This window comes from Pseudomonas alkylphenolica (assembly GCF_004025535.1).
GTDB lineage: Bacteria > Pseudomonadota > Gammaproteobacteria > Pseudomonadales > Pseudomonadaceae > Aquipseudomonas > Aquipseudomonas alkylphenolica_A.
Genome location: NZ_QJRG01000033.1, coordinates 479,214 through 504,374 on the forward strand (window position 1 = coordinate 479,214; position 25,161 = coordinate 504,374).

General features: G+C 62.0%; 25 protein-coding genes and 1 other RNA gene. 12 read left to right on the top strand and 14 right to left on the bottom strand.

Annotated elements, in window-relative coordinates:
- The first annotated feature begins 34 nt into the window (after positions 1-34).
- From DM813_RS02200 to DM813_RS02210, 3 genes are all read left to right on the top strand, one after another.
- The gene (locus DM813_RS02200; protein ID WP_128321810.1) at positions 35-355 is read left to right on the top strand and encodes a hypothetical protein; all 321 of its coding nucleotides are present in this window, start codon (positions 35-37) and stop codon (positions 353-355) included.
- A gap of 99 nt (positions 356-454) precedes the next feature.
- Entirely contained in the window at positions 455-2,158 is a 1,704-nt protein-coding gene (locus DM813_RS02205) for a GspE/PulE family protein (RefSeq protein ID WP_128321811.1), read from the top strand.
- 53 nt (positions 2,159-2,211) lie between these two features.
- On the top strand, positions 2,212-2,526 hold the full coding sequence (locus DM813_RS02210; RefSeq protein WP_128321812.1) for a DUF2388 domain-containing protein: 315 nt from the start codon (positions 2,212-2,214) through the stop codon (positions 2,524-2,526).
- A 105-nt stretch (positions 2,527-2,631) separates the two neighbouring features.
- Here the strand turns inward: DM813_RS02210 and gcvP are convergent, their stop codons facing one another.
- The 10 genes from gcvP to DM813_RS02260 form a co-directional block, all read right to left on the bottom strand.
- Positions 2,632-5,508 (bottom strand): aminomethyl-transferring glycine dehydrogenase, encoded by a 2,877-nt coding sequence (gcvP, locus tag DM813_RS02215; RefSeq protein WP_128321813.1) that lies wholly within the window; start codon positions 5,506-5,508, stop codon positions 2,632-2,634.
- 81 nt (positions 5,509-5,589) lie between these two features.
- Positions 5,590-5,973 carry a glycine cleavage system protein GcvH gene (gene gcvH, locus DM813_RS02220; RefSeq protein WP_128321814.1) on the bottom strand — a complete coding sequence of 128 codons (384 nt, stop codon included), beginning with the start codon at positions 5,971-5,973 and terminating at the stop codon, positions 5,590-5,592.
- A gap of 45 nt (positions 5,974-6,018) precedes the next feature.
- Entirely contained in the window at positions 6,019-7,101 is a 1,083-nt protein-coding gene (gene gcvT / locus DM813_RS02225; protein WP_128321815.1) for a glycine cleavage system aminomethyltransferase GcvT, read from the bottom strand.
- Positions 7,102-7,220: 119 nt separating this feature from the next.
- Positions 7,221-8,843: an ABC transporter permease gene (locus DM813_RS02230; protein ID WP_128321816.1), complete on the bottom strand. Its 1,623-nt coding sequence runs from the start codon at positions 8,841-8,843 to the stop codon at positions 7,221-7,223.
- Between the two features lie 139 nt (positions 8,844-8,982).
- Complete coding sequence (locus DM813_RS02235) at positions 8,983-9,984, bottom strand: extracellular solute-binding protein (RefSeq protein WP_128321817.1); 1,002 nt, start codon at positions 9,982-9,984, stop codon at positions 8,983-8,985.
- Positions 9,985-10,086: 102 nt separating this feature from the next.
- A complete protein-coding gene (locus DM813_RS02240; RefSeq protein WP_164897204.1) occupies positions 10,087-11,304 on the bottom strand; it encodes a 2-octaprenyl-3-methyl-6-methoxy-1,4-benzoquinol hydroxylase in 1,218 nt (405 codons plus the stop codon).
- 9 nt (positions 11,305-11,313) lie between these two features.
- The gene (locus tag DM813_RS02245) at positions 11,314-11,796 is read right to left on the bottom strand and encodes a DUF4442 domain-containing protein (RefSeq protein ID WP_128321819.1); all 483 of its coding nucleotides are present in this window, start codon (positions 11,794-11,796) and stop codon (positions 11,314-11,316) included.
- Between the two features lie 2 nt (positions 11,797-11,798).
- Positions 11,799-12,992 carry a 2-octaprenyl-6-methoxyphenyl hydroxylase gene (ubiH, locus tag DM813_RS02250; protein WP_128321820.1) on the bottom strand — a complete coding sequence of 398 codons (1,194 nt, stop codon included), beginning with the start codon at positions 12,990-12,992 and terminating at the stop codon, positions 11,799-11,801.
- Positions 12,989-14,323 carry a Xaa-Pro aminopeptidase gene (gene pepP, locus DM813_RS02255; protein WP_128321821.1) on the bottom strand — a complete coding sequence of 445 codons (1,335 nt, stop codon included), beginning with the start codon at positions 14,321-14,323 and terminating at the stop codon, positions 12,989-12,991. Before pepP ends, ubiH begins: the two co-directional genes overlap by 4 nt.
- Before the next feature lie 23 nt (positions 14,324-14,346).
- Positions 14,347-14,901, bottom strand: a complete 555-nt coding sequence (locus tag DM813_RS02260) for a YecA family protein (RefSeq protein ID WP_128321822.1) — start codon at positions 14,899-14,901, stop codon at positions 14,347-14,349.
- Positions 14,902-15,052: 151 nt separating this feature from the next.
- Between DM813_RS02260 and DM813_RS02265 the strand changes: the two genes are divergently transcribed.
- From DM813_RS02265 to DM813_RS02280, 4 genes are all read left to right on the top strand, one after another.
- On the top strand, positions 15,053-15,262 hold the full coding sequence (locus DM813_RS02265) for a TIGR02449 family protein (protein ID WP_128321823.1): 210 nt from the start codon (positions 15,053-15,055) through the stop codon (positions 15,260-15,262).
- Complete coding sequence (locus DM813_RS02270) at positions 15,259-15,576, top strand: cell division protein ZapA (RefSeq protein ID WP_128321824.1); 318 nt, start codon at positions 15,259-15,261, stop codon at positions 15,574-15,576. Before DM813_RS02265 ends, DM813_RS02270 begins: the two co-directional genes overlap by 4 nt.
- A gap of 18 nt (positions 15,577-15,594) precedes the next feature.
- Positions 15,595-15,772, top strand: a non-coding RNA gene (ssrS, locus tag DM813_RS02275) — 6S RNA.
- Between the two features lie 83 nt (positions 15,773-15,855).
- On the top strand, positions 15,856-16,482 hold the full coding sequence (locus tag DM813_RS02280) for a 5-formyltetrahydrofolate cyclo-ligase (protein WP_128321825.1): 627 nt from the start codon (positions 15,856-15,858) through the stop codon (positions 16,480-16,482).
- Here DM813_RS02280 and DM813_RS28395 read toward each other — a convergent pair whose 3' ends face one another.
- The gene (locus tag DM813_RS28395) at positions 16,483-16,623 is read right to left on the bottom strand and encodes a hypothetical protein (protein ID WP_164897197.1); all 141 of its coding nucleotides are present in this window, start codon (positions 16,621-16,623) and stop codon (positions 16,483-16,485) included.
- A 181-nt stretch (positions 16,624-16,804) separates the two neighbouring features.
- Between DM813_RS28395 and DM813_RS02285 the strand changes: the two genes are divergently transcribed.
- From DM813_RS02285 to DM813_RS02300, 4 genes are all read left to right on the top strand, one after another.
- On the top strand, positions 16,805-17,254 hold the full coding sequence (locus DM813_RS02285; RefSeq protein ID WP_128321826.1) for an EVE domain-containing protein: 450 nt from the start codon (positions 16,805-16,807) through the stop codon (positions 17,252-17,254).
- Between the two features lie 94 nt (positions 17,255-17,348).
- A complete protein-coding gene (locus tag DM813_RS02290; RefSeq protein WP_128321827.1) occupies positions 17,349-18,308 on the top strand; it encodes an HlyD family secretion protein in 960 nt (319 codons plus the stop codon).
- Positions 18,305-21,028 (top strand): ribosome-associated ATPase/putative transporter RbbA, encoded by a 2,724-nt coding sequence (gene rbbA / locus DM813_RS02295; protein WP_128321828.1) that lies wholly within the window; start codon positions 18,305-18,307, stop codon positions 21,026-21,028. Before DM813_RS02290 ends, rbbA begins: the two co-directional genes overlap by 4 nt.
- Positions 21,028-22,146 carry an ABC transporter permease gene (locus DM813_RS02300; protein ID WP_128321829.1) on the top strand — a complete coding sequence of 373 codons (1,119 nt, stop codon included), beginning with the start codon at positions 21,028-21,030 and terminating at the stop codon, positions 22,144-22,146. Before rbbA ends, DM813_RS02300 begins: the two co-directional genes overlap by 1 nt.
- Before the next feature lie 4 nt (positions 22,147-22,150).
- Here the strand turns inward: DM813_RS02300 and DM813_RS02305 are convergent, their stop codons facing one another.
- Entirely contained in the window at positions 22,151-22,555 is a 405-nt protein-coding gene (locus DM813_RS02305; RefSeq protein WP_128321830.1) for a flagellar basal body-associated protein FliL, read from the bottom strand.
- A gap of 156 nt (positions 22,556-22,711) precedes the next feature.
- On the opposite strand from DM813_RS02305, the gene DM813_RS02310 reads away from it, so the two are divergent.
- Complete coding sequence (locus DM813_RS02310) at positions 22,712-23,689, top strand: NADPH:quinone oxidoreductase family protein (protein WP_128321831.1); 978 nt, start codon at positions 22,712-22,714, stop codon at positions 23,687-23,689.
- 9 nt (positions 23,690-23,698) lie between these two features.
- On the opposite strand, the gene DM813_RS02315 is transcribed toward DM813_RS02310, so the two are convergent.
- Together DM813_RS02315 and DM813_RS02320 are read right to left on the bottom strand one after the other, a co-directional pair.
- Entirely contained in the window at positions 23,699-24,340 is a 642-nt protein-coding gene (locus DM813_RS02315) for an energy transducer TonB (RefSeq protein ID WP_128321832.1), read from the bottom strand.
- Between the two features lie 94 nt (positions 24,341-24,434).
- Positions 24,435-25,085 carry a gamma-glutamylcyclotransferase gene (locus DM813_RS02320; protein ID WP_128321833.1) on the bottom strand — a complete coding sequence of 217 codons (651 nt, stop codon included), beginning with the start codon at positions 25,083-25,085 and terminating at the stop codon, positions 24,435-24,437.
- Positions 25,086-25,161 lie beyond the last annotated feature (76 nt).

The window sequence follows — 25,161 nt, forward strand, 5'->3', positions numbered from 1 at the left end:
GTAAAAATCTCTCGCACTGATACCGGAGAATCTCATGAGCGCACTTGAACGCTTCGACAGCCCTGTCACCCCGTTGCGTGACGACGTCTGGGCGGCCAGCAGCGCCCTTAGCTACGTGCGCTACCAGCTGCAGGTCGAAGCCGAGCCAGACAGCCTCTGCCGGGTGCTGAACCTGTTTGCCCTGCAGTTTCTGACGCCACACAAGGTGGTGATGAACCAGTGCGACGATGTGCTGGAGGTAGAGCTCGAGATTGGCGGCCTGAGCTGGCACCGGGCCGAGTTGATTGCACAAAAAATGCGCAACCTGATTTGTGTCGACGAGGTGGTCCTGGCGCTGGCCCATCGCCCGGACTGAACCGGGACACGCCTGGAAATGCATCCGGGCCTTGCTATTCCCCACAGCCAGCTAAGCTTGTGATTGCCACCCCTTCAGGCAGCAAGGCAAGGACGCCACATGACTGTCAGCCAAAAGGACCGCAGGCTGACGCTCGAGTGCCTGCTGGGCGACCTGCTTGATGCCCGGCTCATCAGCCATGACGCCGTCCAGGCACTGCGCGCTCAAGCTACCGCCAGCGATACCCACCCACTCGAACACGTCGCCCACCAGGCTTTGCCTGACCCTCGCCAACCGGGTCAGCGCCTGAATCTGGAAACCCTGTGTCAATGGCTGGGCAGGCGCAGCGGGCTGCCCTACCTGCACATCGATCCGCTGCAACTCGACCTGGTGGCAACCACTGGCCTGATGTCTGCCACCTTTGCTCAACGTCACGGCATCCTGGTGATTGCCGATGACGCCCAGGGCGTCACGGTGGCCAGCGCCGAACCCTATGTCAGATCATGGGAAGCCGACCTGGCCCAGGTATTGCGCCGCCCGATCAGGCATGTGCTGGCCAGCCCGGTACAGATTCGCCAGTTCAGCCAGGCGTTCTTTCACCTGGCTCATTCGGTCAATGGTGCCAGCCGCCAACAGAGAGGGGCCGCCTCGCCAGGCAACCTCGAGCACCTGCTTGAGCTGGGCGCGCAAGGTCAGCGATCAGAAGACGATGATGCCCATATCGTCACCATCGTCGACTGGCTGCTGCAATACGCGTTCGATCAACGGGCCAGTGATATCCATCTGGAACCCAGGCGGGACCAGGGGCAATTGCGCTTTCGCATTGATGGGGTGCTGCACCCGGTCTATCAGTTTCCGGCGGAAGTCACCCTGGCCGTGGTCAGTCGCCTGAAAACCCTCGGGCGTATGAACGTGGCTGAAAAACGCCGGCCTCAGGATGGCCGGATCAAGACGCGCCTGCCGGCCGGCAACGATGTTGAGCTACGCCTGTCGACCCTGCCAACCACCTTCGGCGAGAAGCTGGTGATGCGCATTTTCGACCCGCACCTGATGCAGCACGACTTCCACCAGTTGGGCCTTGCAGGCGACACCCTGGCATGCTGGCAGGCCATGATCGGCCAGCGCCACGGCCTGATCCTGGTCACAGGGCCGACCGGGTCCGGCAAGACCAGTACCCTTTACGCCACCCTGAAGTACCTGGCAACGCCTCAGGTGAATGTGTGCACGGTTGAAGACCCGATCGAAATGGTTGAACCCCGGTTCAATCAACTGCAGGTCCACCCGGCCATCGACCTGGGCTTTGCCGAAGGCGCCCGGGCCCTGCTGCGCCAAGACCCGGACATCATCATGATTGGCGAGATCCGTGACCTGGAAACGGCCCAGGTGGCCTTCCAGGCAGCATTGACCGGCCATCTGGTCCTGTCGACCTTGCACACTAACGATGCTTGCAGTGCGATCAGCCGCTTGATTGAGCTGGGGGTAGCGCCGCACCTGATCAACGCCGGGCTGATCGGTGTGTTGGCTCAGCGCCTGGTGCGCACCCTCTGCGCGGTGTGCAAAGTACCGAACGAAAGGAGTGGCTACAGCGCCGCCGGCTGCAACGCGTGTCGGCAGACCGGTTATCACGGCCGCAGCGCCATTCATGAACTACTGAGGATAAGCACTGCCCTCAAAGCCGGTATTTGCCACGATACCGACCTCGCCCTGCTGCGCCGGAAAGCCGCAGAAGAAGGTCTGCTCAGCTTGCTGCAGAGCGGTGAACAGAAAGTGGCTGCCGGCCTGACCACGCGGGCAGAAGTATTGAGCGTGGCGCCAGGGAACTAGATTCGGGCGAACCAATCCAATCGGCCAGTTCACCTCAGTTGGAGTCACCCTCGATGCGTCTCAACGTTGCAGTCGCAACCCTTGCCCTGCTTTCCCTGCCTGTCGGTTCGGCCATGGCCGATACATTCTGGCGCAATGTAATTACCTCCGGCGCAACCACCGGCTCCACCTACCTGACGTCCAAGGACCACAAGCTGGTCGCAGCCGCGCAGGATGATGCCAGCAGCTTTGTCGCCAGCGAAGGCGCCATTCGCGGCCCCTACCTGGAAGCGGCCATGCGCACTGCCCGCGCTGAAAACCCGGATCTCAACGTCAGCGACATGGACCTGGCCAACGCGATCCTGGCCAAAAATGCTGTAGTGGACTGACCCCAAAACCTGGACAGTTAACTAGAAGCCTTCGCGGGTAAACCCGCTCCCACAGGGGAAGTGCAATGGACCTGTGGGAGCGGGTTCACCCGCGAAGAAGCAGCGCTACGCCCGGTACTCATCCACCGGTACACAAGCACAGAACAGGTTGCGGTCACCGAACACGTTGTCTACCCGGTTCACTGCCGGCCAGTACTTGTGCATACGCACATGGTCGCTGGGCGCAACACCCTGGGCAATGCTGTAGGGACGCTCCCAGATGCCCAGCACATCCGCCAGGGTATGTGGCGCATGCTTGAGCGGGTTGTCTTCTGCGGGCCAGTTACCGTCCTGCACTTGCTGGATTTCCGCACGGATACTCAGCATCGCCTCGATAAAGCGATCCAGCTCGGCCTTGGACTCGCTCTCGGTCGGCTCGACCATCAAGGTACCCGGCACCGGAAACGACATGGTCGGTGCATGGAACCCGTAATCCATCAGGCGCTTGGCCACATCCTCCTCGCTGATTCCGGTCAAGGCCTTCAATGGCCGCAGATCGAGAATGCACTCGTGCGCCACGCGCTCATTACGCCCGCGATACAGCACCGGGAATGCGCCACCCAACCGCTCGGCAAGGTAATTGGCCGAGAGAATCGCCACTTCGCTGGCATCGGCCAGTTGCGGCCCCATCATGGCGATGTACATCCAGCTGATTGGCAGGATGCTCGCACTGCCCCAAGGGGCTGCACTCACCGCAGTATTTTTCGGGTCCGGCCCTGGCACCGGGACAACCGGGTGACTGGCGACAAACGGCGCCAGGTGGGCACGCACACCAATCGGCCCCATCCCGGGGCCACCACCACCGTGGGGGATGCAAAAGGTCTTGTGCAGGTTCATATGCGACACATCGGCACCGATATCGGCCGGCCGCGCCAGGCCCACCTGCGCATTGAGGTTGGCGCCATCCATGTAAACCTGGCCACCCTGCTTGTGGATAACTTCACAGATCTCGCTGATACCCTCTTCGTAGACGCCGTGGGTCGAAGGGTAAGTCGCCATCAGGCAGGACAGCCGTTCGCCCGCCGCGAGCGCCTTTGCCTTGAGGTCCCCGAGGTCGACGTTGCCGGCCTCGTCGCACTCGACAATCATCACCTGCATGCCGGCCATCTGCGCCGATGCCGGATTGGTGCCATGCGCAGATGAAGGGATCAGACAGATGTTCCGCTGATGCTGATGGCGGCTACGGTGGTACTTGGCAATCGCCATCAACCCGGCGTACTCGCCCTGGGCGCCCGAGTTGGGTTGCATGCAGATGGCATCGAAACCGGTGATCGCGCAGAGCCAGGCCTCCAGCTCATCGATCATTGCCTTGTAGCCCTGCACCTGCCCGGCGGGTGCAAAGGGGTGCAGCAAGGCAAAACCTGGCCAGGTGATCGGGATCATCTCGCTGCTGGCGTTGAGTTTCATGGTGCAGGAGCCCAGCGGAATCATCGACTGGTTCAACGCCAGGTCTTTGTTCTCCAGCTGCTTGAGATAACGCAGCATCTCGGTTTCGCTGTGGTGCAGGTTGAACACCGGATGCGCGAGAAACGTGGTGCGCCGGACCAGTGCTGCCGGAATACCTTCCGGCAAGGCTTGTGCATCGAGGGTGGCGATATCCAGGCCGTGGTCGGCGCCCAGGAAGATATCGAACAGCCGCAGCACGGTAGCTTCGTCACAGGTCTCGTCGAGGCTTACGCCCAACTGGCCGCGCCCGAGGATACGCAGGTTGATCTGCGCGGCTTCGGCACTTTCGATGATCGCCGTCTGGCTGCCGCCAACTTCAAGGGTCAGGGTGTCGAAGAAGTGCTCATTGAGGCGCTTGATGCCTTTACTCTCCAGCCCGGCTGCCAGCACGAAGGTCAGCGCGTGCACGCGCTGGGCGATACGCTGCAAGCCTTCCGGACCGTGATACACCGCATAGAAGGCGGCAATGTTGGCCAGCAGCACCTGCGCCGTGCAGATATTGGAGTTGGCCTTCTCGCGGCGGATATGCTGCTCGCGGGTCTGCAGGGCCATGCGCAACGCGACATTGCCGCGCGCATCCTTGGACACGCCGATGATGCGCCCGGGCATGGCTCGCTTGAAGGCATCGCGGCAGGCAAAGTAGGCTGCGTGGGGACCGCCATAGCCCATCGGCACGCCAAAGCGCTGTGTCGTGCCCAGTACCACGTCGGCGCCCTGCTCACCTGGTGGCGTCAGCATCAGCAGGCTGAGCAAATCGGCGGCGACACAGGCCAATGCCTGTTGTTTGTGCAGTTGCTCGATCAAGGGCCGCAGGTCGCGGATTTCTCCATGGGTATCGGGATACTGCAATAACGCTCCGAACACCTGGTAATTGCCAAGGTTATCCACCGCATCGACGACCAGCTCAAAACCAAAGCCCTCGGCGCGGGTATGCAGCACTGACAGGGTCTGTGGATGGCAGTGCTCATCGGCAAAGAACACATTGCTTTTCGACTTGGCCATGCGTTTGGCCAGGGCCATGGCTTCAGCCGCCGCCGTGGCTTCATCGAGTAACGAGGCGTTAGCCAGATCGAGCCCGGTGAGGTCGATGATCATCTGCTGAAAGTTCAGCAAAGCTTCAAGGCGCCCCTGGGCAATTTCCGGCTGATAGGGGGTATAGGCGGTATACCAGCCCGGGTTCTCAAGGACGTTGCGCAGTATGACGGTGGGCGTGACAGTACCGTGGTAGCCCATGCCGATCAGGCTGGTCCACACCTGATTCTGTTCGGCATACCCCCTGAGTTTGGCGAGGGCGGCCTGCTCATCCAGCGCGGCAGGCAGCTCCAGTGGCCCACTCAGGCGAATGCCCGGTGGCACAGTCTGCTCGATCAGTTCGCTGCGACTGGCCAGGCCAAGGGCCTGGAGCATCGCCTGCTGCTCCGAGGCATCAGGCCCCAGGTGGCGACGCAAAAACGGATTAGGGTCGTGCAGTTGGCTCAGGGACGGCGACTGGGACATAGCGGCTCTCTCTTCCTAGACCAAGCCTCGACCAGTCGAGGCATATTGAGTCTAGGAAGAGATTGCCGCTTTGTGTGAAAACTATTCGCCGATGGCAGCAGCGTAGCCGCCAGCATCGAGCAGTTTGTCCAGCTCGGCGGTGTTGCTTGGCTTGAGTTTGAAGATCCAGCTGCCGTAAGGATCGCTGTTCAGCGACTCAGGGCTGTCTCCCAGGTCCTCGTTCACAGCGATGACTTCACCACTGACCGGCGCATAGATGTCCGAAGCAGCTTTTACCGACTCGACCACACCGGCAGCATCGCCAGCAGCGAATACCTTGCCGACTTCCGCCAGCTCGACGAACACCACGTCGCCCAGGGCTTCCTGGGCGTGATCGCTGATGCCCACGGTTACTGTGCCGTCGGCTTCCAGTTTGGCCCACTCGTGACTTTCGGCAAAACGCAGGTCGGCGGGGATATTGCTCATCTTGTTTTCCTCAATAGGGTCAGCGGTAGGCCCGCCAGAATAGGTTCAGATCAAAATCTTGCCATGGCGCACGAAAGTCGGTTTGACCACTCGCACCGGGTACCACTTGCCACGAATCTCCACCTCGGCACGATCGGCGGTTGCCATTGGCACCCGCGCCAGGGCGATGGATTTGCTCAGCGTAGGTGAGAAGCTACCACTAGTGATCTCCCCCTCGCCAATACCAGCGACACGCACGACCTGATGAGCACGCAGTACGCCGCGCTCCTCCAGCACCAGGCCGACCATTTTTTGCTCAACGCCGTGCTCGATTTCCGCCAGCAAGCCGCTACGACCGATGAAGTCTCGCTCGGCTGGCTCCCAGGCGACACTCCAGCCCAGGTTCGAGGTCAGCGGGGTGTGGGCCTGGTCGATGTCCTGGCCATACAGGTTCATCCCGGCCTCGAGGCGCAGGGTATCGCGTGCACCGAGGCCACTCGGGGCAATCCCGGCACCCACCAGGTCGTTGAAAAACGCCGGAGCCTGTACCGCCGGAAAAATCATCTCCAGGCCGTCTTCGCCGGTGTACCCGGTACGGGCGATAAACCAGTCGCCTTCGGCGCGGCCTTCAAAAGGCTTGAGGTCGCGGATCAGCGCTGCCCTGGGGGCAGAGACCAGCTCGGCAACCTTGGCGCGTGCCTCGGGCCCCTGGATCGCCAGGATGGCCAGTTCCGGTCGTTCGTTGAGCGTCACATTGAAATCGCCTGCGCAGGCGTTCAACCAGGCAAGGTCCTTGTCCCGGGTGGCTGCGTTGACCACCAGGCGGTAGCCGTTCTCGCACCGGTAGACAATCATGTCGTCGATAACCCGGCCCTGCTCATCGAGCATGGTGCTGTACAGGGCCTTGCCCACTTCGTCCAGTCGTGCAACATCGTTAGCCAGCAGGCGCTGTAACCAGACGGGGGCGTCATCGCCCGTTACATCGATAACGGTCATGTGGGAAACATCGAATACCCCGCAGTCACGGCGCACCTGATGGTGCTCTTCGACCTGCGAGCCATAGTGCAACGGCATGTCCCAACCGCCAAAATCGACCATCTTGGCGCCTAGCGCCAGGTGCAGGTCATAAAGAGGCGTGCGCAGTCCCATGGGTTTCTCCTTCCGGGCGTGGCGAGGCTTCGGCTTTAGGCAGCGTTTGCGCTACCCGGTCTGTAAGACCGACCACAGAATGCCGCGCATTGTAGCTGCAAGCTTGGACGCTGGCACCCTCAGCGCGTTTGACCGAGGTGTCGGGACGAACGTCGAATCAACCCGATAACCGGTAGCAGGCCGACCAGAATAAGCGTTAGCGCGGGTAACGACGCCCGTGCCCACTCGCCTTCGCTGGTCATTTCAAAGATGCGCACGGCCAGCGTGTCCCAGCCAAACGGACGCATCAGCAAGGTGGCCGGCATTTCCTTGAGCACATCGACAAACACCAGCAAAGCGGCGCTCAAGGCACCAGGAACCAGCAAAGGCAGATACACCTTGATAAACAATCGTGGCCCACCGACCCCAAGGCTACGGGAGGCCTCGGGCAGCGACGGACGAATCCGCTCAAGGCTGTTTTCCAGCGGGCCGTAGGCCACGGCGATGAAGCGCACCAGGTACGCCAGCAGCAAGGCAAACAGGCTACCCAGCAACAGCGGCCTGCCCGCCCCACCCAACCAGCTAGACAGCGGCACCACCAACTGATTGTCCAGGTAGCTGAAGGCCAACATGATCGACACTGCCAATACCGAGCCCGGCAAGGCATACCCCAGGTTAGCCAGGCCGACGCCGGCGCGAATGCCTTGCGTCGGCGCCTGCCTGCGGGCAAACGCCAGTACCAGCGCCACACACACGGTAATCAGCGCGGCCATCGCCCCCAGGTAGAGGGTGTGCAGGATCAGGTTGGTGTAGCGCTCATCGAGGTCGAAGCGGCCACGCTGCCAGAACCACACCAGCAATTGCAGCACGGGAATGACGAAGGCGCAGGCAAACACCAACAGGCACCAGCTTGAAGCAGCCAACGCCTTGACCCCACGCAGGTGATACAGCGCATTGGCTCGGGGTCGTTCATTGCTGCCACGCACGGCACCCCGGGCCCGGCGTTCACCGTAGAGCACCAGCATCACCGCCAGCAGCAGCAGGCTGGCCAGTTGCGCGGCACTCGACAGGCTGAAGAAGCCATACCAGGTCTTGTAGATCGCAGTGGTGAAAGTATCGAAGTTGAACACCGATACCGCACCGAAATCGGCCAGGGTTTCCATCAACGCCAAGGCAACACCGGCGCCGATGGCCGGTCGCGCCATCGGTATTGCCACCCGCCAGAATGCTTGCAGCGGCGAATGCCCCAATACCCTCGCCGCCTCCATCAGGCCCTTGCCCTGAGCGAGGAACGCGGTACGCGCCAGCAGGTAGACATAGGGGTAAAACACCAGCACCAGCACGATGATCACCCCGCCGGTGGAGCGTACCCGCGGCAAACGCATCGGCCCGAACGCCTCACGCAGCAGGGTTTGCACCGGCCCGGCAAAGTCCAGCAGGCCGACGAAGACAAACGCCAGGACGTAAGCCGGAATGGCAAACGGCAGCATCAGCGCCCAGTCCAGCCAGCGCCGACCGGGGAACTCGCACAGGCTGGTCAGCCAGGCCAGGCTCACACCCAACACGGTGACGCCCACGCCGACACCGGCAATCAGGGTCAGGGTATTGCCCAGCAAACGGCTCATCTGGGTATCGAGCAGGTGCGACCAGATCTGCATGTCGACCGACTGCCAGGACAACAGCAGTACACTCAGCGGCAGCAGCACCAGGGCGGCAATGGCGAAAACCAGGGGATACCAGCGGCGTTGGGCGGGGTGAGCCAAAAGGAACTCTCTGTGCAGTAATGACGACCGCGTGGCGGTCGATCGCAAACAAGGCCGGGCCCCCAGGTGTTGAAACGCGGGCGCCGGCCTTGTCAGCGAATGGGGCCTGACCAGGCCCCGAAAGGATAAAGCCTTGCGCTTAGTTCCAGCCAGCCCGATCCATTAGGCGAATGGCTTCTGCCTGACGCTTGCCGGCGATTTCGACCGGGATGGTGTCAGCCTTGAAGCTACCCCAGGCCGCGACTTCTTCAGAGGGAGCGACTTTCGGGTTGGCCGGGAATTCCTGGTTCACACCGGCGAAAATCTTCTGTGCCTCTTCACCGGTCATCCACTCGACCAGTTTTTTGGCGGCCTCAGGATGCGGTGCGTACTTGGTCAGGCCAATGCCCGAGAGGTTGACGTGCACGCCACGGTCAGCCTGGTTAGGCCAGAACAGCTTGACCGCCAGCTTCGGGTTTTCCTTGTGCAGGCGACCGTAGTAGTAGGTGTTGACGATACCGACGTCGCACTGGCCGGCATTGATGGCCTGCAGCAAGGCGGTGTCGTCGGAGAACACATCGGTGGACAGGTTGTTGACCCAGCCCTTGATGATTTCTTCGGTTTTCTGCTCGCCGTGGGTTTCGATCAGGGTGGCGGTCAGCGACTGGTTGTAGACCTTCTTCGCCGTACGCAGGCACAGGCGACCTTCCCAGTTCTTGTCCGCCAGGGCTTCGTAGGTGCTCAGCTCTTCGGGTTTGACCCGGTCGGTGGAGTAGGCAATGGTCCGGGCACGCAGGCTCAGGCCAGTCCAGTCGTGGGACGAGGCGCGATATTGCGGGGGAATGTTGGCGTCGATCACTTCGGACTTGATCGGCTGCAGAATGCCCATCTGCTCTGCCTGCCAAAGGTTGCCAGCATCGACGGTCAGCAGCAGGTCGGCAGTGGCATTCTGCCCCTCGGCCTTGATCCGCTGCATCAGCGGCGCCTCTTTGTCGGTGATGAACTTGATCTTGACCCCGGTCTTGGCGGTGTAGGCATCAAACACCGGCTTGATCAGCTCGTCGATGCGCGAGGAATACACCACCACCTCGTCTGCCGCCTGGGCGGTTCCGCCCAACAGAGTCAGAGCCAGGGCGGCCAATACGTGCTTGCGTGGCAACATGGTGCAGTCCTCGGAATTCAATTAAGGCGCAAATGGTAGTTAATCCCATTTGCCTTCTCAACCGAACTCACAAGGGAGGAGTTACCAGATGTTGCTGCCCATTCAGACGCGCGCCAGCTCCGGCAAATCGCCGCTCAGGCCCAAGGCCTGACGCACGAACAAGGCCTTGGCTTCGGGCAATTGCTCAACCCACTTCAAACCGGTGTTGCGCAGCCAACGCAGCGGCAAGGGGTCGGCCTGGAACAAGCGCTCGAAACCTTCCATCGCCGCCATCAGCGCCAGGTTATGCGGCATGCGCCGGCGTTCGTACCGGCTCAATACGCGCACATCGGCCAGTTGCTCACCACGCTCGTAGGCATGCAAAAGCTCTTCGGCCAGTACTGCCGCATCGAGAAAACCCAGGTTGACCCCCTGCCCGGCCAGCGGGTGAATGGTGTGCGCGGCATCTCCAATCAGGGCCAGGCCTTCGGCCACATAACGTTTGGCATGACGCTGGCGCAGTGGCACACAGACGCGGGGATCGGTCTGCAGCACAGCACCCAGGCGTCCTTCGAAGGCGCGTTCAAGTTGGGCGCAGAACGCGGCATCATCCAGCTTCATCAGGTGCTCGGCCTGCTCCGGTGTGGTCGACCAGACAATCGAGCACCAGTCCTGCCGACCGTCACGCAGCAATGGCAGGAAGGCCAGCGGGCCGTCATCGGTAAAACGCTGCCAGGCGGTGGCCTGGTGGGGTTCAGCGCAGCGTACGCTGGTGACGATGGCGTGGTGCAGGTAGTCCCATTCGCGGGTTTCACAGCCGGTCAGGCGGCGTACCGCCGAGTTCGCGCCGTCGGCAGCAATCACCAGCGGCGCGCGCAGGGTACGGCCATCGGCAAGGGTCAGCAGCCAGTCGTCACCGGAGCGGCGCATCTGCTCCAGGCGCGCATTGGCCAGCAAGCCGATCTCGCTGTCGTGCAGTCGCTCCAGCAGACCGTCCTGCACCACCCGGTTCTCGACGATGTGCCCGAGCACCTCGGCGTGCACACTGGCGGCCGAGAAGTGGATCTGCCCGGTACCGCTGCCATCCCATACGCGCATGTCCGAATACGGGCTCAGGCGTCGTGCGCTGACACCTTGCCAAGCGCCCAGACGTTCAAGGATGCGCTGACTGGCCATCGACAAGGCACTGACCCGCGGCTCGAAGGCCGACTGCGCGTCAAACGGCGGGACAGACATCGGGCTGCCATCAAGCAGGAGAATTTCCAGGCCGCTGTGCTGCAACGCCAGGGCCAGGGCGCTGCCGACCATACCGGCACCGACAATCAACAGATCTGCGCGCATTTCCATGCCTTAAGCCTGTCTCGCTTGCGGCTTGAGCCGCACATAAAGGGTTTTGTCGACCCGTGCCACCAGTTCACCAGCAGCGTCACGGATATCGACCTGAAGTCGTGGCAGGTATTTCTTGCCGCCTGCGGTGTGCTCACGAATCTCGGTCAGCAAGCCCTCGTCAATGCGCAGATCGGCAAACACCGGGCCTTTGCCCGGTGCGATGAAGTCGATGCTGGCGGCCTTGTCCCAGACGATGTATTCGCGTCCCAACAGCTGCATCAGCATCAACATGTAGAACGGATCGACCATCGAGTAGAGGCTGCCGCCAAACTGGGTGCCGACATAATTGCGGTTGAACCGCGACAGGCCCATGCGCACCTTCACCTGGCAAAAATCCGCGCTGATGCTCTGCACGCGAATGCCGGCCCCGATGTAGGGTGGATAGCAGTTCAGCAGCCAGCGCAGCATACGCGCACGCCGTGCCAGTTTCCTTGCGTCGGCCATGCTCAGCTCCGTAGGTCCGGACGGGTTCCCAGGCCCATGGCCTGTCGTGCGAACCAACGTTTGGCAGGGGGCAACAGGTCCAGCCCGAGCAGCCCCAGGTTACGCCCGGTGGCGATCAGCGGCTGAGCGCTGCCGAACAGGCGGGTGACCCGGTCGGAGAAGCCCACGGTCAGGTCCTGGTCCAGGCGCTGGCGTTCGCGATAGGCCTGCAGGGTAGCAAAGTCACCCGGCACGGCAGGGCCTGCCAACAGGCCTTCAGCCAGCGACTGCACATCACGCAGCGACAGGTTGAAACCTTGCCCGGCAATCGGGTGCAGGCTGTGCGCGGCGTTACCCAGCACCACCAGGTGCGGGCGCACCTGCTCCTGCGCCTCGACCAGCGACAGCGGGTACAGGTGCCGGGCACCGACTTGGCGCAAGGTGCCCAGACGGTAGCCGAACACCCCCTGCAATTCACTCAGGAAGCTGCGCTCGTCCAGTTCGGCAAGGCGCTTGGCATCCATGCCGACGCGGGTCCAGACCAGCGCGCAGCGGTTTTCCGGCAATGGCAACAGTGCCATCGGCCCTTCGTCGGTGAAACGCTCGAAGGCCTGGCCGCAATGGGCTTCGCTCGGGGTGATGTTGGCGATCAGCGCACTCTGGTTGTAAGGCCGCTGGCTGACATGGATACCCAACTGCTCGCGCAAGCCGGAACGCCCACCATCGGCCAGTACGGCCAGGTCGCACTCGACCATCGTGTCGTCGTTGAGCGTCAACCTGTAGCCATCTTCCAGCGCCTGCAGGGTCGTCACTTCAGCCGGACAGCGCCAGCTCACCACGTCGGCATCCAGGCCTTTCCACAGGCATTGACCCAGCCAGGCGTTTTCCACCACGTAACCCAGGGCGGGAACGCCCTCCTCCAGCGCATCCAGGCGAGTGGCGCCAAAACGGCCGCGGTCGGATACCTGGATCTGGCGGATCGGCTCGGCGCGGCGGCTGATGGCCTGCCACAGGCCCAGACGCTCGTAGATCTGCCGGGTACCGAACGACAACGCCGAAGAGCGCGCATCATAGCTGGGTTGAAAGGTATCGCCCGGCGCAAAGGGTTCGATCAGCAGGATCTTCCACCCACGGGCCTTGGCCCCGGCCTGCAAGGCCAGCGCCAGGCTGGCTCCGACCAGACCGCCGCCAATGATTGCCAGATTGACCCGGCTCATGCCGCCACACTGCGCGCGGCAGCCATCAGCGCTTCGATTTCAGCGACCGTCTTCGGCACACCTGAGGTCAGGATTTCACAGCCCTGTCTGGTTACCACTACGTCATCCTCGATACGTACACCAATGCCGCGCCATTTCTTCGCAACATCCTGATTGTCGGCACCGATGTAGATTCCAGGCTCCACGGTCAGGGCCATGCCGGGTTCAAGCACGCGCCACTGCCCACCCACCTTGTACTCACCGACGTCATGCACATCCATGCCCAGCCAGTGACCGGCGCGGTGCATGTAAAACGCCCGGTAGGCTTCGCTGTCGATCAGCTCCTGCACCTTGCCCTTGAGCAGGCCCAGTTCCACCAGCCCTTCGGTGATCACCTGCACCGTCGCCTCGTGGGCATGGTTCCAGTGCTTGCCCGGTGCAATCACCGCAAAGGCGGCCTCCTGCGCTCTGAGCACCAGTTCATAGATCGCCTTTTGCTCCGGCGAGAACCGGCCGCTGACCGGGAAGGTACGGGTGATGTCGCTGGCATAGCAGTCGATCTCGCAACCGGCGTCGATCAACACCAGGTCACCGTCCTTGAGCGGCGCATCGTTTTCCTGATAGTGCAGGATGCAGCTGTTGCGCCCGGCCGCGACAATCGAGCCGTACGCCGGCATCTTTGCCCCGCCCTTGCGAAATTCGTAATCCAGCTCGGCTTCCAGGCTGTACTCATGCAAGCCTGCGCGGCAGGCCTGCATGGCGCGTATATGGGCACGAGCGGAAATGGCCGCGGCCTCACGCATCACTTTGACCTCTGCCGCCGATTTATACAGGCGCATGTCGTGCAGCAGATGATCCAGGGCAACGAATTCGTTCGGCGGCTGGGCACCAAGACGGGCCTTGGAACGGATCACGTTGATCCACTCCATCAGGTGACGGTCGAATTCCGGGTTGCTGCCCATGGCCGAATACACCCGGTCACGGCCTTCGATCAGACCGGGCAGGATGTCGTCGATATCGGTGATGGGAAAGGCGTCATCCGCACCATAGTTGCGCACCGCCCCTTCCTGGCCCGCACGCAGCCCGTCCCACAGCTCGCGCTCCGGATTGCGCTCGCGGCAGAACAGCACATATTCGCCGTGCTCGCGGCCGGGGATCAGGGCAATTACCGCCTCCGGCTCGGGGAAGCCGCTGAGGTACTGGAAGTCGCTGTCCTGTCGGTACACGTGCTCGACGTCGCGGTTGCGAATGGCAACGGCAGCGGCCGGCAGGATGGCAATACTGTTGGGCACCATCTGCGCCATCAGCGCCTTGCGTCGACGGGCGTATTCCGACTTGGGGATATGGCTCATGGGCAGTGGTGCTTCCTGATTGATCAGTGCAACGAAGGTTTGGCCGCAGGCTCGGCCGGCTTGGCCAGCTCCGTGTACAGCAGCAGCGGTGCGACGCGCAGGTACTCCATGACTTCCATATAGTCGCTTTCGCCGTCTTCGGACTCTTCCAGGGCATCCTGAACCTGGGAAATCGCATCCAGGTCACCGAGCACTTCCTTGGCTTCGGTGCTCAGCACCAAACCGCCGGAGTTCAGGCCAAAACCGGTCAGAAAGCCCTGGCACCACTGGCCCAGCGCTTGAGCGCGCTCAGCCAACGGCAACTCGTCGCCCGGCAGCAACAGGACGATGGTGATATCTTCACCGGTGAGTTCGCCCTTGACCATTTCCTGCAGGCCGATCAAGGCGTTACGAACGTTGTCGGCCGGCTCCGACTCCAGCAGCTGGGCGGCATCCGCCAACCAGGCTTCGGCGTCGAAGCCGGCACCGGCGCAGCTGCGGCCGAGCAACAGGCCGTGCAGTTCGGCAGGCGAGACAGGATGCCCATTGCTGCTGAGCAAGGTGGCGAAAGCGGTGTACGGCGAATTGGTATTAGGCATGGGCAACTAGGCGCCAGACGGCGCAATGACTAGAATGAAGACCTTGTATCCTAGCACCGGCAGGCGCGCCAAGACTATCGACGTGGCCAACTCGGAGCTGACCTGGGCATAAACCAGGCAATCACCCGCCAGAGCGAATCGAGTGCGACCAATGCAAGAGAACGATCTGCAAACGCTGATGGGCCGGTTCGAACAGCTGATTGAGCGAGTCGAGCAACTAAAACGGCAAAATGCACTCCTACAAGCTCAGGAAAAGTCCTGGCGCGAGGAGCGCGCCCACCTCATCGAAAAAAATGAAATCGCCCGGCGTAAGGTCGAATCGATGATTTTGCGACTCAAGGCCCTGGAGCAAGACTCATGAGTTCAAGCAATAGCGTCACCGTTCAGATCCTCGACAAAGAATATTCGATCATCTGTCCGCCTGAAGAGCGCAGCAACCTGGTCAGCGCCGCGCGCTACCTGGATGGCAAAATGCGTGAAATCCGCAGCAGCGGCAAAGTGATCGGTGCCGACCGTATCGCGGTAATGGCTGCGCTGAACATCACCCATGACCTGCTGCACAACCAGGAACGCCCCGAAACACCTGCCGGTGGTGCCACCCGCGAGCAGGTTCGCGACCTGCTCGAACGTGTCGATCAGGCACTGGCCGACGATCCGAATACAAAAACCAGTTGAGATTCAGTATACTGGCGCCACTCCCTGGAGTGCTTGCCAGTCGGTCATGTCCCTGAGCCGATACGCACAACCACGGGGGTTGCACGTGGGGCCGGTGTGCATGTCCGCTTGACGGAAAGCCTTAACGCCTCCTGCAATCTCCACCTTGAACTTTCGGGTTCAAGGGCTACACCGACAGCGGTTCGTCGGGGAGCCTGAATCACCTTTGCTCGTGTATTCACGCGAGCAAATCGAGCTGTCGCCCAACGCGCGGCAGCCCTCTCTGGGAACGCCCGTGCCATGACCGACACCGCGCCGCTCACCCGCCCCCAACTTCGCCGCCTGCTACGTGATGCCCGCCGCGCCCTGAGCCCGGCCCAGCAACGTCAGGCCGCGCGTGGCCTGTACCGGCAACTGGCGCAGCATCCACTGTTCCGCCGCGCCCGGCACATTGCCCTGTACCTGCCCAATGATTGCGAGATTGATCCGCGCTTGTTGCTGCGCGAAGCGCAGCGGCGCGGCAAGCGCACCTATCTTCCGGTGCTGCACGCCTGGCCGAAAACCAAAATGGCCTTCCAGCGCATCGAACACGGCGAAAAGCTGCGCCCCAACCGCTTTCGCATTGCCGAACCGCACATCAGCCTGGCCCGCCAACGGCCGGTCTGGGCGCTGGACCTGATCCTGCTGCCGCTGGTTGGGTTTGACGAAACAGGTGGGCGACTGGGCATGGGCGGTGGCTTCTATGATCGAAGCCTGGCGTATCAGGCCCGCCGCAAGGCCTGGAAAAAGCCGTTGCTGCTGGGCCTGGCGCATGAATGCCAGAAAGTCGAGAAACTGGCGCAGGCCAGCTGGGATGTACCGCTACAGGGAACGGTCTCTGACCGTGCGTGGTACCTGGCGCCTGCCTGGCAGACACCAGCAGGGTAATCAGCGTTGTTGCGGATTTACCGGCGCTTCATACGGGGCGTCAAGATTACGCTCCCAGAGGCTTTGCGCATAACCGGTAGTGACCACACCCAGACCGAACAGAAATACCAAAATCCAGAGCAGGTCCGGTTTGCGGTTCATTGATTGCCCCCCTCAGGCAAACTGATCACGTTGTCGGCAACGTTTTATAGTTGGTTGCAACAGCGTCTAGCTTAAAATTGCCGCATTCTCCGACAACACGCGTCGACACGCAAACGTTGACGCCAACCGACTGTCGGTTTCATGCAACAGGTTATTTCAAATTTTGTCAGGAGCAGCACCCATGGCCTATTGGCTGATGAAGTCCGAGCCGGACGAACTTTCGATCAAGGATCTGGCCCGCTTGAAAGAAGCGCGCTGGGACGGGGTTCGCAACTATCAGGCCCGTAATTTCCTGCGCGACATGGCCGTGGGCGACGAGTTTTTCTTCTACCACTCCAGCTGCCCCGAGCCTGGCATAGCGGGGATCGCGCGCATCAGCGCCGCAGCCTACCCGGACCCGACGGCACTCGACCCGCAAAGCCACTACTTCGACGCAAAGGCCAACGAAGTAAAGAATCCCTGGAGCGCCGTGGATGTCGCCCATGTCGAAACGTTCAGCAAGGTCCTCAGCCTCGGCTACCTGAAACAGCAGGCCAACCTGGCTGAATTGCCGCTGGTACAAAAAGGCAGTCGCCTCTCGGTAATGCCGGTTACGGCGGAACAATGGGCGGCAATCCTCGCCTTGCGTTAAAGCAAGCTACGATTACCCCTCGTTTGACCAGAATCAAAGCACCAGGGTCGGTGACACGTCACACTTTGACGCGAATGCAGCAGGATGCAGAGAGATGAGCCAACATACCCCGAAAATATTCGCCAGCGCCTTGATCGCTTTACTCCTGGCTGCCGGCGGCCTGGGCTACTGGAAGTCCCTGCACGATCGTTTGCCTGAAGGCCTGAGCATGGGCAACGGGCGACTCGAGTCCACCGAAGTGCAGATTGCCAGCAAGGTTCCCGGGCGCCTCGCCGAAGTATTGGTCGATGAAGGTGACAAGGTCCGGCAGGGCCAGTTACTTGCGCGTATCGATACCCGCACCCTTGAAGCCCAGCGCAGCCAGGCCGAAGCTGAAGTACTGCGCGCGCAGGAAAACTACGCAGCCGCCGAGGCCAACGTGCAACTGCGCCAGAGCGAACTGCTGCTGGCCAGCCAGGAGCTCAAGCGCGTACGCGAGATCTTCCAGCGCAAATACGCCAGCCAGCAGCTGCTCGACCAGCAGCAGGCGCGATTCGACACCGCCAACGCCGCCGTGACTGCATCGCGCGCGCAGCTGGCAGCGATCAAGGCCGCCATCGGTGCCGCCGAGGCCCAGGTGGCGCAACTGACCAGCGAAATCGACGACAGCAGCTTGCGGGCGCCCATCGACGGCATCATCCAGCTGCGCCTTGCCGAACCGGGCGAGGTGCTGGGCGCCGGAGGGCGGGTACTGACGCTGATTGACCCGAATGATCAGTACATGAACCTGTACCTGCCCGCCTCGACCACCGGCCGCCTGACCGTTGGTGACCAGGCACGGATAGTGCTCGACGCCCTGCCGGAAAAAGCCCTGCCGGCGAAAATCGCTTTCGTTGCCGCCAAGGCGCAATTCACCCCGAAACAGGTCGAGACCCGTGACGAGCGGCAAAAACTGGTGTTCCGCGTCAAGCTGCGCCTGACCGAGCCCAGTGCCGTGCCACAAGCCAAGCCCGGCATGCCCGGCGCCGGTTATGTCAGGACGGCTGAAGTGGACTGGCCGGCCAATCTGCAATGAACACGCTGGCGCTGCAGGCCGAGGCCCTCAGCCATCGCTATGGTGACTTGACGGCCCTGCACGACATTGCCTTCAGCCTGCCTGCCGGAACCCGCTGCGGCCTGATCGGCCCGGACGGCGCCGGCAAGTCCAGCCTGCTCGGCCTGATTGCCGGGGTGAAGAAACTGCAGGCCGGCGAACTTCAGGTGCTCGGTGGCTCGATCCGGAAACGTCGCCATCGCAACAGCCTGTACCCGCGCATCGCGTTCATGCCCCAGGGCCTGGGCAACAATCTCTATCCGGAACTGTCGATCAGCGAAAACATCCGCTTTTTCGCCACCCTGTTCGGGCTGGGTTCGGCCGAGTGCGAGCAGCGCATGCATAACCTGTTGCTGGCCACCGACCTGGCGCGCTTCGCCGAACGGCCGGCCGGCAAGCTGTCGGGCGGCATGAAGCAGAAGCTCGGGTTGTGCTGTGCACTGATCCACGAACCCGACCTGCTGATTCTCGACGAGCCGACGACAGGCGTAGACCCGCTGTCGCGCCGGCGCTTCTGGGAGCTGGTCGAGCAGGTTCGCCAGGAGCGACCGCAACTGACCCTGCTGGTGGCCACCGCCTACATGGAGGAAGCCGAGCAGTTCGAACACTGCCTGATGCTTGATCGCGGCAAGCTGATTGCCTCGGGCCTGAGCCAGACGCTGGCCAGCGCCACGCCTAGCGGCAAACTTGACGATGCCTTCACCCACTTTCAAGGTGACAGCGGCCACGACCCGCAGCCGCTGCTGATTCCACCGCGCCCGGCCGGCGACACCACAATTGCCATCGAAGCCCATAAACTAACCTTGCGCTTCGGTGATTTCACCGCCGTGAACAAGGTCAGCTTTGCCATCGGTCGTGGCGAGATTTTCGGCTTCCTCGGCTCCAACGGCTGCGGCAAGACCACCACCATGAAAGTGCTCACCGGCCTGATGCCGGCCAGCGAAGGCAGCGCCACCCTGCTCGGCCGCCCGGTGGATGCCAAGGACCTGGCCACGCGCAAGCGGGTCGGCTTCATGTCACAGAGCTTCTCGCTGTATGGCGAGCTCAGCGTGCGCCAGAACCTTGAACTGCATGCACGCCTGTTCGACCTGCCGAAGGCCGAGAGTGCGCCGCGTATCGCCGAACTGATCGAACGTTTCGACCTCGGCGAAATTGCCGACCAGCAGTCTGGCGCCCTGCCCCTGGGCCTGCGCCAGCGTCTGTCGCTGGCGGTCGCGGTCCTGCACCGGCCCGAAGTGCTGATTCTCGACGAACCCACCTCTGGGGTCGATCCAGCGGCACGGGATGATTTCTGGCGCTTGCTGATCGAGTTGTCGCGGGAACAGGGCGTGACCATCTTCTTGTCCACCCACTTCATGAACGAAGCCCTGCGCTGCGACCGTATTTCCCTGATGCATGCGGGCAAGGTATTGGCTTGCGACACGCCCGCAGCCCTGCAGCAACAGTTCGCTGGTGACACGCTCGAGGACGCTTTCGTTTCCTGTCTGGAGCAGGCCCAGGGCGCGAGTGACGCCCCGCAAGCCAGCGCCCAGCTGGGCTCCCCGGCTGATACAACGCCTCACGCAATGCGGCACGGCTTCAGCCTCAAGCGCCTGTTCGCCGTGGCCACCCGTGAAGGCAAAGAGCTTATGCGCGACAAGGTTCGAATGGCCTTCGCGTTGCTGGGCGCGATGTTCATGATGGTGATCTTCGGCTTCGGTATCTCGCTGGATGTGGAGAACCTCGCATTCGCCGTCTACGACCAGGACCAGAGCCCGCAAAGCCGCGCCTACCTGGAAGCGTTTCGCGGCTCACGCTACTTTGCCGAACAGCCCCCCATTAAAGATGCAGCGCAATTGCACAAGCGCCTGCAACGCTCGGAAATCAAACTCGCCCTGGAAATCCCTCCGGGCTTTGGCCGCGACCTGCACGCAGGGCGCCAGCCGGTGGTGGCGGCCTGGCTGGACGGCGGCATGCCGTTTCGCGCCGAAACCAGCCGCAACTACGTAGAAGCGGTGCACCAGGCCAACCTTGAGCAACTGGCCGCACTGAGCAGCAGGGCATTGGCCGGGCAGTCCCCGGTGCGCCTGGAAACACGCTTTCGCTACAACCAGGACGTGGTCAGCGTCAACGCCATAGGCCCCGGCGTCATGGCGCTGATCCTCGCGTTCATCCCGGCCATGCTCACTGCCCTGGGGATTGTTCGCGAGAAAGAACTGGGCTCGATCACCAACTTCTATGCGACGCCGCTGACCCGCCTTGAGTTTTTGCTCGGCAAGCAGGCGCCGTACCTGGCGATCAGCCTGGTCAACCTGGCGTTGCTGGTAGCCATGAACCGCTGGCTGTTCGGCGTACCGTTCAAGGGCAGCGCCCTGGCGCTGGCCTGCGGTGGCCTGCTGTACCTGCTGGCAACCACCAGCCTGGGCCTGCTGATATCCGCGTTCACCCGCACCCAGATCGCCGCCATCCTTGGCACCATGATCATCACCAGCCTGCCCACCATCCAGTTTTCCGGGCTGATCGTGCCGCGCTCGTCGCTCGACGGTTCGGCAGCGCTGATGGGCCAGTTGTTCCCTGCCGGCTATTTTCTCGACATCGCCGTCGGCACCTTCACCAAGGCGTTGAGCCTGCGTGAACTGTGGCCGCAATGCCTGGCGCTGCTGGGCTTTTTCGTCGGTTTCACCGGCCTGAGCCTGGCCATGCTGAAGAAGCAGGAGGTCTGATGCATCGCTTGGCACACACCCTGCGCCTGGGCCTGAAAGAGCTGACCAGCCTGCGCCACGACAGCGTCCTGCTGCTGTTTTTGCTCTACGCATTCAGCGTGGCGATCTACATGCCGGCGGCCGGCTCGATCATTGGCGTACACAACGCCAGTGTTGCTGTGATCGACGAAGACCATAGCCAACTGTCGCGCAAAATGACCGAGGCCCTGCAGCCCCCCGAATTCCAGGCGGCGGCGCCGCTGGCCTATGACCAGCTGGACACGGCCATGGACAGCGGCCTGTACACTTTCGTGATCAACGTACCGGTCAACTTCCAGAGTGACCTGCTGGCGGGCCGCTCACCGGAACTGCAGATCAATGTCGATGCCACGGCCATGAGCCAGGCATTCATGGGCGCCGGCTACATTGGCCGGATCTTCGAACGGGAACTGCTCGAGTACGCCAACCAGGGTTCGGCGGCAGCCAGCAGCCCGGCGCTGATCAGCCCAAGGGCACTGTTCAACCCGAACCTTGAGGGTGGCTGGTTCCTGGCGGTGATCCAGATCGTCAACAACATCACCATCCTCGCCATTGTGCTCACCGGCACCGCGCTGTTGCGCGAGCGCGAGCACGGCACCCTGGATCACTTGCTGGTGCTGCCGCTGACAGCCCTGGAGATCATGCTGGCCAAGATCGGCAGCAACGCGCTGGTGGTCGTGCTGTGCACCTGGGTGTCGCTGGAGGTGGTGGTCAAGGGGGCACTGGGCGTGCCGCTGGCGGGTTCGCTGGGGCTGTTCCTGGCGGTGACTGCGCTCTACCTGTTTGCCAGCACGGCGCTGGGGATCTTCCTCGCCACCTTGGCGCGCTCGACCCCGCAATTCGGGCTGCTGGCGATTCCGGTGATCATCCCGATGCTCCTGCTGTCGGGCGGCAGTACCCCGCTGGACAGCATGCCGCAGTGGCTGCAGTGGGTGATGCAGCTTTCACCTTCCACTCACTTCGTCAGCCTCAGTGCCGCGATCCTGTTTCGCGATGCCGGCCTGACGGTGGTCTGGCCCGATGTACTGGCGCTGGCCACCATCGGCCTGGTGTTTTTCGGCATTGCCCTGGGCCGCTTCCGCCGCAGCCTGACGTCCTGACGCGTTACTGAACGATCAGGTTATTGAAGAGCAGGTCATCCACCAGCGGCTTGCCTTCTTCGTGCTCAAGCACCTGCTGCACCTGCTTCAGGGCTTCCTGGCGCAGCTTTTCCTTGGCCTCGACGTTGCTCATGTTGTCCACACCTTGCTGGGTGAACAACGCCACCAGTTGGTTGCGGATCAACGGCTCGTGATGCTTGACCGCCGCCGCAGCCGCATCGCTGTTGACCCGAAGGGCCACATCGGCCTTGTACACACGCAGTTTCGGACCACTGTCCAGAGCATAGTTGCCCACAAACGGCGGGCTCAGGGAAACGTAAGATACCTTCGGCTCCCCTTCCTTGGCTTCTTCGGCGATCGCCGCCATCGGCAGCATCAGGGCCAGTACCATCAAGATCCACGCTTTCACGAATTCGCTCCTCAAACTGTTGGCGCCAGCATACCCAGCGCACCGGTCAAACCCAAGCCCAGGCTTATGCCGGCCTATCAGGGCGGGCCATGCTCGTTGACCCGACGTGTGCCCCACCTACACTTATCGGCCACTACGCGCAAAGGAATAGCCCCGATGAAAGCTGTGTTGTGCAAAGCACTGGGCCCGGCCCGGAATCTGGTACTGGAAGAGGTCGATAGCCCGGTACCGAAGAAAAACGAGATTCTCCTCGAGGTGCATGCGGCCGGGGTGAATTTCCCCGACACCCTGATCATCGAAGGCAAATACCAGTTCCAGCCGCCACTGCCGTTCTCGCCCGGTGGCGAAGCTGCCGGCATCGTGCGCGCGGTGGGCGAAAAGGTCACCACACTCAAGGTCGGCGACCGCGTCATGGCCCTCACCGGCTGGGGCAGCTTTGCCGAACAAGTGGCCGTACCGGCCTATAACGCTATACCGATTCCACCACAGATGGACTTTTCCAGTGCTGCGGCCTTCGGCATGACCTACGGCACCTCGATGCACGCCCTGCAGCAACGTGGGCAGCTCAAGGCCGGTGAAACCCTGTTGGTGCTCGGCGCCTCGGGCGGCGTCGGCCTGGCTGCCGTAGAAATCGGCAAGGCCATGGGTGCACGGGTGATTGCCGCAGCCAGCAGCGCCGAGAAACTCGCCGTAGCCAAGGCCGCCGGTGCCGACGAACTGATCAACTACAGCGAGCACAGCCTCAAGGACGAGATCAAACGCCTGACGGGGGGCAACGGCGCCGACGTTATCTACGACCCGGTGGGCGGCGACCTGTTCGATCAGGCGGTACGCGGCATTGCCTGGAACGGCCGTCTGCTGGTAGTCGGTTTTGCCAGTGGGCGCATCCCCGAGCTGCCGGTCAACCTGGCGCTGCTCAAAGGCGCGGCGGTACTCGGGGTGTTCTGGGGGGCTTTTGCCCAGCGCCAGCCCGCCGACAACGCGGCGAACTTCCAGCAGCTGTTTACCTGGTACGCCGAAGGCAAGCTCAAACCACTGGTATCGCAGACCTTTGAACTGGCGCAAGCCGGCGCTGCCATCGACGTACTAGGGCAGCGCAAGGCCGTGGGCAAGCTGGTGGTGACGATGCGCTGAGCAACCGGCTCAGCGCTTCTGAACCAGGCGCTCGCGCAGGGACGCGGGCCAGATGTCGACAAAGTCCAGGCCCGGGTAGGCCTGGCAGCGCTCGATGATGTTTGGCAACGCGTCCATGAAGGCGGTGGAACTGGCCCGCGACTGCTTGTAGCTGGTGACGCCGTCTTCGGAAGCAGGCGAGATCATTCGTACCGACAGTAACGTGGTCTTCATGTCGTCCAGCGAACGGGCAGGATCGTCTTTGCGGTACAGCGCCACTTCATCGTTGAACTGGCTGCAGGTCATGACAATCAACCCGGCCCGTTCATAGATATCCCACCAGGCTTTCTTGTCGTTGAGGCGGAACTTGAGTTCGTTGACTACCTCGACTTTCGCCGGGTTCTCGTCCGACACCGTCCAGGGCTTGAAACGCCATTGCCGTACGGCCTGCAGTGCGGCATCGGCAAACGCTGGCTCACTGCCTTGGATCACGTGAATGTCACTCACCGAACCGTCGGCGTTCACCTCAAAACGGACTCTGACCGAGCCGGTGATGGCCGACTTGCGCAGCGCTTCCGGGTAAACGGGAATGGTCTTTTCGACCCACTCCAGCTTGATATCGGCCTGGGCAGTACTTGCCCCCAACAACAACAGCGCAGCGAACCACTTCATCCTTGATCCTTGCCAAACCTGCCATCTAGAGCGCGCGATGATAGCGCTCCGGAGCGACGCCTACCAAATAACAATTATCATTATTGTTACAGCGTCAGACCTTCCCCTGGAAATGGCAACGGCGAAAGCGCGCTTCGAGGTTTCGATCAGGCATGGCATGACTGCGCAGGGCATTGAGTGTCTGCTCGACGTAATCACGGGTACTGCCGTAGCGCCCCTTGGCATTGGCGAATATCTGGCTGAGCAGATCATCCGGCAGGTTACCGGCATAACACGGCAGGTGCCGTTCCAGTACGAAGCCCAGTGCCTGAACCTTGCTGCCATCGTCGAGGCGACAGGTCAGCCAGTGCGGCCGATAGGCCGGATACGGCATCTCACGCTGCCACAGAGCCAACAACGAGTCTTCCAGGGATTCGTCCGGCAGGCGATAGGCAAAGCCGCCGCACGAGCCGCCGCGGTCGAGGCCGAATACCAGGCCCGGGCATTCCGGCGTACCACGGTGCTCATGGGACCAGAGGTACAGACCACGATGATAACCATGCACTTTGGCGCGCTGACGCTCGGCGGCATTGCACTCTGGCCGCCAGATCAGCGAGCCGTAGGCAAACAACCAGACCGGCCCGCCCTGATGCAGGGACATGGTGTGTTGAACCGAAAGTTTAAGTTGCTCATGGGACAGTTGTTGTCCGAAGTCGAGCAACGGAGGATATGCCACATTCAAAGATGCAGATTCAATCGCCGACATAGCTGCCGCCAGAATTCCTCGTGAACTACTGAAGTGAGTCACTGTAAACGAATACGTTATCCGTGTACTTACCGTA